This is a genomic window from Sphingobacterium sp. UBA865, from assembly GCF_002295765.1.
In the GTDB taxonomy this organism is placed as follows: domain Bacteria; phylum Bacteroidota; class Bacteroidia; order Sphingobacteriales; family Sphingobacteriaceae; genus Sphingobacterium; species Sphingobacterium multivorum.
Genome location: NZ_DBGB01000024.1, coordinates 1 through 8,465, shown reverse-complemented (window position 1 = coordinate 8,465; position 8,465 = coordinate 1). Strand labels below are relative to the sequence as shown.

Below are 8,465 nucleotides of genomic sequence, written 5' to 3'. Positions count from 1 at the left end.
TTTTTGAGACAGCCTCTTTTTTTATACTAGACTAAGCTGATTTGACGTTTGATACTCTCTTCGAGAGAGATGATCGTCTCGGTACGTTGAATCCCAGGTACGGATTGAATATCTTCATTCAATACTTTTCTGAGGTGAACTGTATCTCTACAGATGATTTTTGCAAAAATACTGTATTGGCCAGTACAATAATGTAATTCGACCACTTCTTTGATTTCTTTCAATTTATCTACCGCATCTGCATATTGTGAACCTTTTTCAAGATAGATACCCAAAAAGGCCGTGATATCAAATCCGACTTTTTGAGGATTGATAATTAGATTTGACCCTCTAATGATACCTAGTTCTTCCATCTTCTTCATTCTAACGTGAATTGTACCACCTGATACAATTAGCTTTTTTGCTATTTCTGTATAAGGAATAGAGGCATCGTTCATTAGAATAGACAAGATTTGGATATCCAAATTGTCTAGATCATAGTTTGCATATTGATTTTCCATTAACAATGGTTTTTGTGTTCATTAATTGGCCGTTGCATCAAAATCGGACCAATAGCTAAAATAATTAAATTTATTTCAAAATTACTAAGAATTTTCGGTTTATAGATGTAAATTTAATAAAAAATACTTATTCATATTGATAATGTTATATGTTTTTGATTGAAAGTGATTATAATTGTTTCATGGTGATCTTATTATAGGTTAAGTGATTGTTTTCATGTTTGATATCAGGATTATGATAAATTAATTTAGTATTGCCTTTTTAAGAAGTAGGAAATGCAGTTGGCCTATTAACAATCTAATCAGTTCGTATTTAGCGGTTGTTAGGTTAAAAATGTAGCCAACCGTGTGATGTTTGAATAAACGAAAAATCAAATACGGAATAGCGATGGAAGAAGTTCAAGATGTAAAGATTTCGAAAAAGAAGCCGATTTTTGAAGTAGGGGAAGGACTTCATAAATACCTTAAGCTGTATCAGCGAGATGAAAAATTGCCTATAGGATATAAGGATCTACTGAATTTTACGGAGACAGTACCTGTTATGGATAAATTTGGCAACGATACTTTTTGGGAGACTCCACTGTATCCACAATATCTCATTGACCAATTATATGACGGGTTGAAGGTGATTTATGCTAAATTGAAAGCATCAGGTAATACGCGAATCGTCCAGCATAAATATATTGATCGTGTCGAGTACTGCGGCTTTGGCAATACGAAACCCTTTCGTATTCGTATCGTGAACCGTTTAAATGATGTGTATGATTATTTTTACATCAAGCAGGCCGATGCATCAAGAATATATGGACTGGAGTTGGAAGAAATATTGTCGCCCAATCAGGTGAATTATATGGTAGACCATGATACCTTGGTTGAGGAACATATTGTTGGAATTCCGGGAGACACTTTTTCGAAAACACGTATGTTCTCGCCTGATTATAATCTGACCCGGATTTCCAAGGAATTTGTCAAGTTTAATGAGCGATGTATTATTACGTTGTTGGGGGATATGCGGGCATACAATTTCGTGATGCAGATTACACCAGATTTTGATGATTTCCAGTTTCGAATTCGGGCAATAGATTTTGACCAGCAGTTTTATGAAGGAAATCCGAAGGTATATATGCCGCAATTTTTTAAGGAGAATCTTCCCTATGTCAAACTGGCGATGGAACATCTCAATGAAAAAACAGTACTGCAATACCAACAAGAGGAGCGTTCCTCTATTGTGCATAGAGTTCGAAGCGAAAGACATCGGATCGCTGATCTGAGGGATGCCTCGCAAACGCAGGTGCTCTCGACCCAGGAGAATATCAAACAGTTACGTGAGGGCTATGCTGAATTTTATCAGAACAACTCCTACCTCAAGTGTAAAACGATGACGGATATTGTGGAATTGAATGTGAAGAATGTGATTCGTCAGGTGCAAATGTGATTACTTGATTCGATCCTTGTTATCTTTGATAAAGGCGGACCATCCCGTGTACGACTTACTGTTGCCTGATACTGCATTTTTCTGAAACGAGTGGCAGACAGCAATTGCCAATCCGTCGGTGGCATCTAAAAATTGTGGTGTTTCCTCAAATTTTAATAGATTTTTTAGCATAGCGGAAACCTGCTCCTTTGTCGCATTTCCATTTCCTGTAACGGATTGTTTTATCTTTCTTGGAGAATATTCAAAGATCGGAATATCTTGCGCCAGCGCCGCCGCCATAGCAACACCTTGAGCTCGCCCTAGTTTGAGCATGACCTGTATGTTTTTGCCATAAAATGGTGATTCAAGGGCTACGCAGTCGGGATTATATTCCTGCATTAAAGCCGAAGTTTTTTTGAAAATACGTTGTAGTTTTAGAGCATGATCGTCTAAATGTCCCATTTTGATGACCCCCATTGAGATCAAGGATATGTTATTGCCAACTTCTTTGATGATGCCATATCCCAGTACAACGGTACCGGGGTCGATCCCTAAAATTATTCTTTCTTTCGCCTTTTCCTTCTGCATATACAATATTACAAATTTTGCGTTTTATTCGCGGATTGCATTCGACAAAACTTAATCATTTGGCTAAAATTTAGTAACATTGCTCTCTAATTATCGAAAGTTGACTGGAAGACAAAAAAAATACATCAGTCTTTTATTGAAGATGCTGGTTTTCGCCCTGGCGACCTGGTATATTGCCGTGAAAGTATCTGATAAAAGTAATATTGCGAAGTTTAAAACCCTAGTAGCAGGTTTAGAACAACATTCTGTTGTTTGGACCCTGTTTTTGATCGTGGTGTTAATGCTTGTAAATTGGTTGCTTGAAGTCGTTAAATGGCAGTATCTTGCCTCTAAACTGGAACGTATTTCATTTTGGCAGGCCTTCCAATCCGTTTTTTGCGGACTTACCTGGGCTATTTTTACTCCCAATAGGATTGGAGAGTATGGTGGACGCGTTCTTTTTTTACAGCCTCAACATCGGGCAAAAGGAGCCGTGGCGATGGGCGTTGGATTATTTGCACAATTGGTGCTCACAAGCGTTGCGGGATCATTAAGTATCGCTTGGTTTATCTGTAAATTTCTCTCAACTCCTTTAACCGTACAATTTGGTGTATGGCTACTTGCAATTATTTATGCCGGAGGATTTGTCATCTTATATTTCAATGTAAAATGGATCGATTTATTGGTCGGCAAAATTAAGTTTTTGAAACGGATTAAGCCTTTCTTTGAAGTATTGGAACACTATTCAATGCGCGAGCTCCGTATTGTTCTTTTAAATTCTTTGGCGCGATTTGTCATTTTTACTTCTCAGTATATCATCTTGATGAAGCTAACGCTACCTGAGTTACCGCTTTTATCCATGGTTCTGATGATTTTTATCCTATTTTTTGTGCAGGCAGCGCTACCTACATTGGATATTTTTGATTTCAGTGTTAGAAGTTTCGTTGCAAGCAATCTATATAGTTATATTACCACACAGGAAATTGCTGTAATGGCTATTGTTTCCTGTATTTGGTTCGTCAATTTGATTCTTCCAGCTATATTTGGTTCTATTTTTGTTTTTAAGATAAATTTTTTCGGTGATACAAATTCTTAACTATTTATTGATCATTTTTGCCTGCGTATACGTAATTCTAGTTTTATGGATGCGCAGAGGCTGGTTCTTGCTTTCGGAGCCTAACAATACTGTTAGGCCAACAATGACTGTATCTGTCATTATCGCAGCGCGGAATGAGGAGTTAAATATTAGGCGCACCATTGAATCGATACTAGGGCAAAATTATCCTAGAGAGCTCCTGGAGTTAATTATTATCGATGACCATTCGGACGATAGTACGTCTTTGATTGTGAAAGAATATGAAGAAAAAGGTGTCAAGCTGATTCAATTGAACGAAAATGGCCGTTTGAATTCCTACAAGAAATTAGCAATTTCAAGAGCGATAGATTGCTGTCATGGCGAAATTATTATCACTACAGATGCTGACTGCCGCATGGGGTCGAACTGGCTAAAGACAGTTATCAGTTCATTTGAGAAAGAAGGTGCCTATCTACAATCTTCTCCAGTAGTGTATTCAGAAGAAAAGAGTTTTTTTGAACGACTGCAGACCCTGGAATTTTTGTATTTGATAGGTTTGGGCGCTGCAGGTATTGGTAATAAAAAACCAACGACCTGTAATGGAGCGAATTTGGCCTATCGAAAGGATATTTTTAAACAAATGGGCGGATTTAAAGGGATTGATGAGCTTGCATCCGGAGATGATGAACTTTTTTTACATAAGGTAGCAGAACAATATCCCGATCGTATAATCTTTTGTAAATCACAAGATGCCGTTGTTTATACAGATGCAAAACCAGATTTGAAATCATTCATTAGTCAGCGTAGACGCTGGGCTTCAAAAAGTACCAAATATAAAAATAAAGGTGTCATCGCATTGGGGATTTCCATTTGGTTTTTCAACTTATTGATATTGGTTGCTGCAGTTCTTGCGCTCTGTGGTGTGAAATTTGTTGCTTGGGTAGTACTGTTCGCGTTGTTATTGAAGATGACTGTCGAATTTCTTTTTATTCAACCTTTAACCAGGTTCGCAAGCAGAAATGAACTCTTATGGTATCTTCCTTTATTAAGCCTGGCTCATATCCTTTATCTAGCTTATATCGGCATATTGGGTAATGTTGGGAAGTATGACTGGAAAGGAAGGCAGGTCAAGTAGCTTACTGCAATTTTTCGACCTTTAGTTTTATAGCTTCCTCAGCTAATTTAACGATCTCATCAATATTCTTGCCCTCCGTATCCAAAGGATTTAGAACCTCCCAGGTCATATGAAGAAATGGGGTTAATGGATACATCCCATATTGTACCATTTCATATGATCCTGTGATGGCGATAGGAACAACGAGTGCGTTCGGATTCTTCTTTAGTAATGTGGCAATTCCGCCAACATGAAAGGCCTTCATTTTTCCGGTTTTCGATCTTGTTCCCTCTGGAAAAATAAACGCGGACCAGTTTTTGGTTTTCATATTATTGGCAAGCTTCAATATCTCAGCAATAGACTGTTTGGGGTCATTGCGATCTATATTTGCGGCACCACCATGTTTTAAGTTAAAGGAGATGCTAGGTATACCGCTGGCAAGTTCAATTTTAGAAATAAATTTTCCATGAAACCTGCGTAAAAAATAGATCATTGGCGGAATATCAAAGGTGCTTTGGTGATTGGCTACAAAGACTATGGGTTGCCCTGTTGGAATATTTTTATTGTCGATAAACGTCACCCGATTGAATAGGGTGTAATAGCAGGCAACGAGACAGGCATTTAATATATCCACACTCTTTTTGTGTGCATTATATCCACCCAGCTTTAAACATAACCACTGTATAGGGTGGAAGATAATCAAGGATAAACCAAAACAAAACCAAAATATTATAGATAGGAAATAGCCTAAAAACTTCTTCATAAATGTTATTTAATGATACAAATATATCATTAAGCAGTGGTTTTTAAAAAATATTGATTTTATAGTGTTTTGTTTTAATATTATTAATGTTATATTTAATAATATTAATATAGTTATTATTTAATGAAAAAAATACCGATTGATTGCCCTTGTTGTGAAGCGAAGTTAAAAGTCGCTAAATTGGTGTGTGACTCCTGTGAAACCGAAGTTGTTGGAAAGTTTTCATTACCCGTGTTAATGCAACTTACTGTTGAGGAGCAAGAATTTGTTCTGAATTTTTTGATACACTCAGGAAGTTTAAAGGAAATGGCAAACCAAATGGGAAAATCCTATCCGACAGTTCGTAATATCCTGGATGATCTGATTCAAAAAGTGAAAGCTCTTATGAATAAAAATAGTGTTGGCAGAAATAGAAATATTTAGTGGCGAGGGAAATCGAATGATTGATGAACAAAGAATGATGTCATGATGAAAAATAATACGCTTTTTACCGAAAGCCAATCTTTTTTTAGCTGGTTATTATGTTTGATCCTTTTAACGGTCAGTGTAGCCAGTTTTTCTGTGCACTGGCATGATATCTTGCAGTTGGATTTTGTTCCATTATTTCAATTACCAGGATTTTGGATCAATTTGGTATTGTGGGGGTTATTTGGCATACTACGATTAAAAACTATTATTCGTGAAGATGGAATTGAAGTCTATTTTTTCCCATTTAATTTCTATCGTAAAAGGACGCTTTGGGCAGATATCCGTGCTATTCAGGTACGAAACTATAACCCGATCGGTGAGTTTGGTGGATGGGGATTGAGGAGGGGGGTGAGAGGTCTGGCTTTTTCAGCTCGTGGTAATATGGGGTTGCAACTTACATTGGAAACTGGTAAGATATTACTTATTGGAACCCAAAATCCGGCTGCGATTGAACAGCTGAACTTATCTCAATTCTTAAAAAATGAAAGTTAAACAGATTTTTCAGAATCCATTTGCGGAATTCCCAGAGTGGAAGTTATTCTTTGCTGGTGTTATCGGATTTTTGTTATCAAGCTATGTTATTTATTTATCGGGCCAGCAGTTCAATGGTTTTATGCATTTCTATCAACCGGATAGGGTGATTTCGATATGGGCTGTATTGGGCGTTCATGCCTGTATGGTTTTGGCTCCTTTTACACTTCTTTACGGTACTGGGATGTTATTGAACAGAAAGACCAGAATCATCGATGTCATAAATGTCGTTCTGATTATACCATTTCCGCTCTATCTTGCCTTATTTTTAGGGAAATTGTTAAACCAGGACAAATTTACGGATGAAGTCTTAAAGGCAGTGCAAAGCGACGATCATACATTGGTTGGAGTTGATAAAACGGAGATGCTCTTGTTTGGCATGTTTGGAATCATCAGTTTGTTATTGCTATGCTATCAGTTCTATTTATTGGTTAAGGGTATGAATGTAGCCGTTAATAATAAGAAGATTGGAATCAGTATGGTATTTGTGGCATTATATTTTATATTGGATTTATGCATACAGTTTAATTTCTAGTAAAAAACGACAATGAGAAAAATTTTATACCTATTTATCATTTGTTTTCATTTTTCATGTACCCATGCGCAGACATTTGATGGCTCATGGAAGGGCGAGGTTGAGGTTTCAGGGCAGAAGCTGCTACTGGTATTCAATATTCAAAAAGATAGTGCAGGGAAGTGGAATGGTACCTTTGAGAGTCCAATGCAAACAGCGCAGAAATTTCCAATCAATCAAATACGTATTCAACACGATTCCATTTGGATGGATGTTAAGAATATAGGTCTTCTGTATGCGGGCTTTTTGGATCGGGATAAAGATGTTATGAAAGGGGTGATGAAACAAGGCCCCTTTGAATCTGCTATGATTTTAGTACGAAGCGAGAATGAACAGAGTGGGCTTTCTCGTAAGCAGGATGTTTTTCCTCCTTATAGCTATGCGGAAGAGGAAGTTTCGTTTAAAAATAGTGCCGGCAATGCAGTTCTTACGGGCTCTCTGACTTATCCTAAAAATGGTGGACCATTCCCCGCATTGGTGTTGGTCAACGGTAGCGGTCAGCAGAATAGGGATTCTGAAGTGTTTGGTCACAGGCCATTTAAGGTGCTTGCAGATCATCTTACCAAAAACGGTTTTGCTGTATTACGTTACGATGATCGAGGGGTAGGCGGCTCTAAAGGAGAAGTGAATTTAGCGACAACAATTGATTTTGCCTCTGATGCCAATGCTGCAGTTGATTTTCTCAGCAAAAAAGCTATAGTAGATGTGGATAAAATCGGAATGATCGGGCATAGTGAGGGAGCCCTAATTGCCGAAATAGTGGCATCCGAGAACAGTAAGGTAAAGTATATTGCACTTTTGTCTGGCCCTGTGATCAAAGGAGATTCTTTACTGATCTTACAGAGTTATGCTTTAGGAAAAGCGGGCGGATTATCTGAAGCAGCATTACAGACCAATAAAGCAAATAATCGAAGATTGTATACTATTCTATTGGAAGATGCGCCACCAAAGGCATTGGCCGAATCGTTGGAAAAAGAACTTATTCAGCAAAATAACGGTAATCCCCTGACTGCTGATATGAAAATTAAACTCAGTCCAATGATGAGCCCCTGGTTTAGAACGTTTCTTCGTATCGATCCGGCTTATTATCTGAAGCAGCTAAAAATACCGGTTTTTGCTTCATTTGGCGGAAAGGACGTCCAAGTTCCTGCAAATGAAAACATTTATTGTCTCCAACACCTGCACTTAAAGACTACTGACGTCACCATTAAGGATTATCCCAATTTGAATCACCTTTTTCAGCATGCGCAAACTGGAAAAATCGAAGAATATTTTGAAAACTCAGAGAGTTTTAATGAACAATTGATGGATGACCTTACGAAATGGCTTAAATTGAAGACAAATTGATTTAATGAACTGAAGGCCGCGAGTTTTAGTATTTCTTTCCGGATCAAATAGGGGTAAAAGATCAGGGCCATTTAATGTTCTATTAAATGGCCCTGACTATATTACACCAACC

At 37.6% G+C, this 8,465-nt stretch carries 10 protein-coding genes; 7 read left to right on the top strand and 3 right to left on the bottom strand.

The window, feature by feature from the left end:
* Positions 1 to 26: 26 nt before the first annotated feature.
* Positions 27 to 500 (bottom strand): Lrp/AsnC ligand binding domain-containing protein, encoded by a 474-nt coding sequence (locus tag B2O97_RS14270; RefSeq protein WP_046674894.1) that lies wholly within the window; start codon positions 498 to 500, stop codon positions 27 to 29.
* A gap of 388 nt (positions 501 to 888) precedes the next feature.
* On the opposite strand from B2O97_RS14270, the gene B2O97_RS14265 reads away from it, so the two are divergent.
* Positions 889 to 1,935 carry a hypothetical protein gene (locus B2O97_RS14265; protein WP_046674895.1) on the top strand — a complete coding sequence of 349 codons (1,047 nt, stop codon included), beginning with the start codon at positions 889 to 891 and terminating at the stop codon, positions 1,933 to 1,935.
* Here the strand turns inward: B2O97_RS14265 and ruvC are convergent, their stop codons facing one another.
* Positions 1,936 to 2,502, bottom strand: a complete 567-nt coding sequence (ruvC, locus tag B2O97_RS14260; protein WP_046674896.1) for a crossover junction endodeoxyribonuclease RuvC — start codon at positions 2,500 to 2,502, stop codon at positions 1,936 to 1,938.
* Positions 2,503 to 2,602: 100 nt separating this feature from the next.
* On the opposite strand from ruvC, the gene B2O97_RS14255 reads away from it, so the two are divergent.
* Together B2O97_RS14255 and B2O97_RS14250 are read left to right on the top strand one after the other, a co-directional pair.
* Positions 2,603 to 3,577, top strand: coding sequence for a lysylphosphatidylglycerol synthase domain-containing protein (locus B2O97_RS14255; RefSeq protein ID WP_286767596.1), 975 nt, complete (start codon positions 2,603 to 2,605; stop codon positions 3,575 to 3,577).
* 49 nt (positions 3,578 to 3,626) lie between these two features.
* The gene (locus B2O97_RS14250; protein WP_083296134.1) at positions 3,627 to 4,691 is read left to right on the top strand and encodes a glycosyltransferase family 2 protein; all 1,065 of its coding nucleotides are present in this window, start codon (positions 3,627 to 3,629) and stop codon (positions 4,689 to 4,691) included.
* A gap of 1 nt (position 4,692) precedes the next feature.
* On the opposite strand, the gene B2O97_RS14245 is transcribed toward B2O97_RS14250, so the two are convergent.
* Entirely contained in the window at positions 4,693 to 5,433 is a 741-nt protein-coding gene (locus tag B2O97_RS14245; protein WP_286767595.1) for a lysophospholipid acyltransferase family protein, read from the bottom strand.
* 123 nt (positions 5,434 to 5,556) lie between these two features.
* Here B2O97_RS14245 and B2O97_RS14240 point away from each other — a divergent pair, with 123 nt between their 5' ends.
* The 4 genes from B2O97_RS14240 to B2O97_RS14225 are packed head-to-tail and all read left to right on the top strand — an operon-like array spanning position 5,557 to position 8,353.
* Entirely contained in the window at positions 5,557 to 5,856 is a 300-nt protein-coding gene (locus B2O97_RS14240; RefSeq protein ID WP_286767594.1) for a DUF2089 family protein, read from the top strand.
* Between the two features lie 42 nt (positions 5,857 to 5,898).
* The gene (locus B2O97_RS14235; RefSeq protein WP_139145106.1) at positions 5,899 to 6,393 is read left to right on the top strand and encodes a hypothetical protein; all 495 of its coding nucleotides are present in this window, start codon (positions 5,899 to 5,901) and stop codon (positions 6,391 to 6,393) included.
* The gene (locus tag B2O97_RS14230; protein WP_070570371.1) at positions 6,383 to 6,967 is read left to right on the top strand and encodes a hypothetical protein; all 585 of its coding nucleotides are present in this window, start codon (positions 6,383 to 6,385) and stop codon (positions 6,965 to 6,967) included. The genes B2O97_RS14235 and B2O97_RS14230 overlap by 11 nt, the downstream gene beginning before the upstream one ends.
* 12 nt (positions 6,968 to 6,979) lie before the next feature.
* On the top strand, positions 6,980 to 8,353 hold the full coding sequence (locus B2O97_RS14225; protein WP_286767593.1) for an alpha/beta hydrolase family protein: 1,374 nt from the start codon (positions 6,980 to 6,982) through the stop codon (positions 8,351 to 8,353).
* The last annotated feature ends 112 nt before the right edge of the window (positions 8,354 to 8,465 follow it).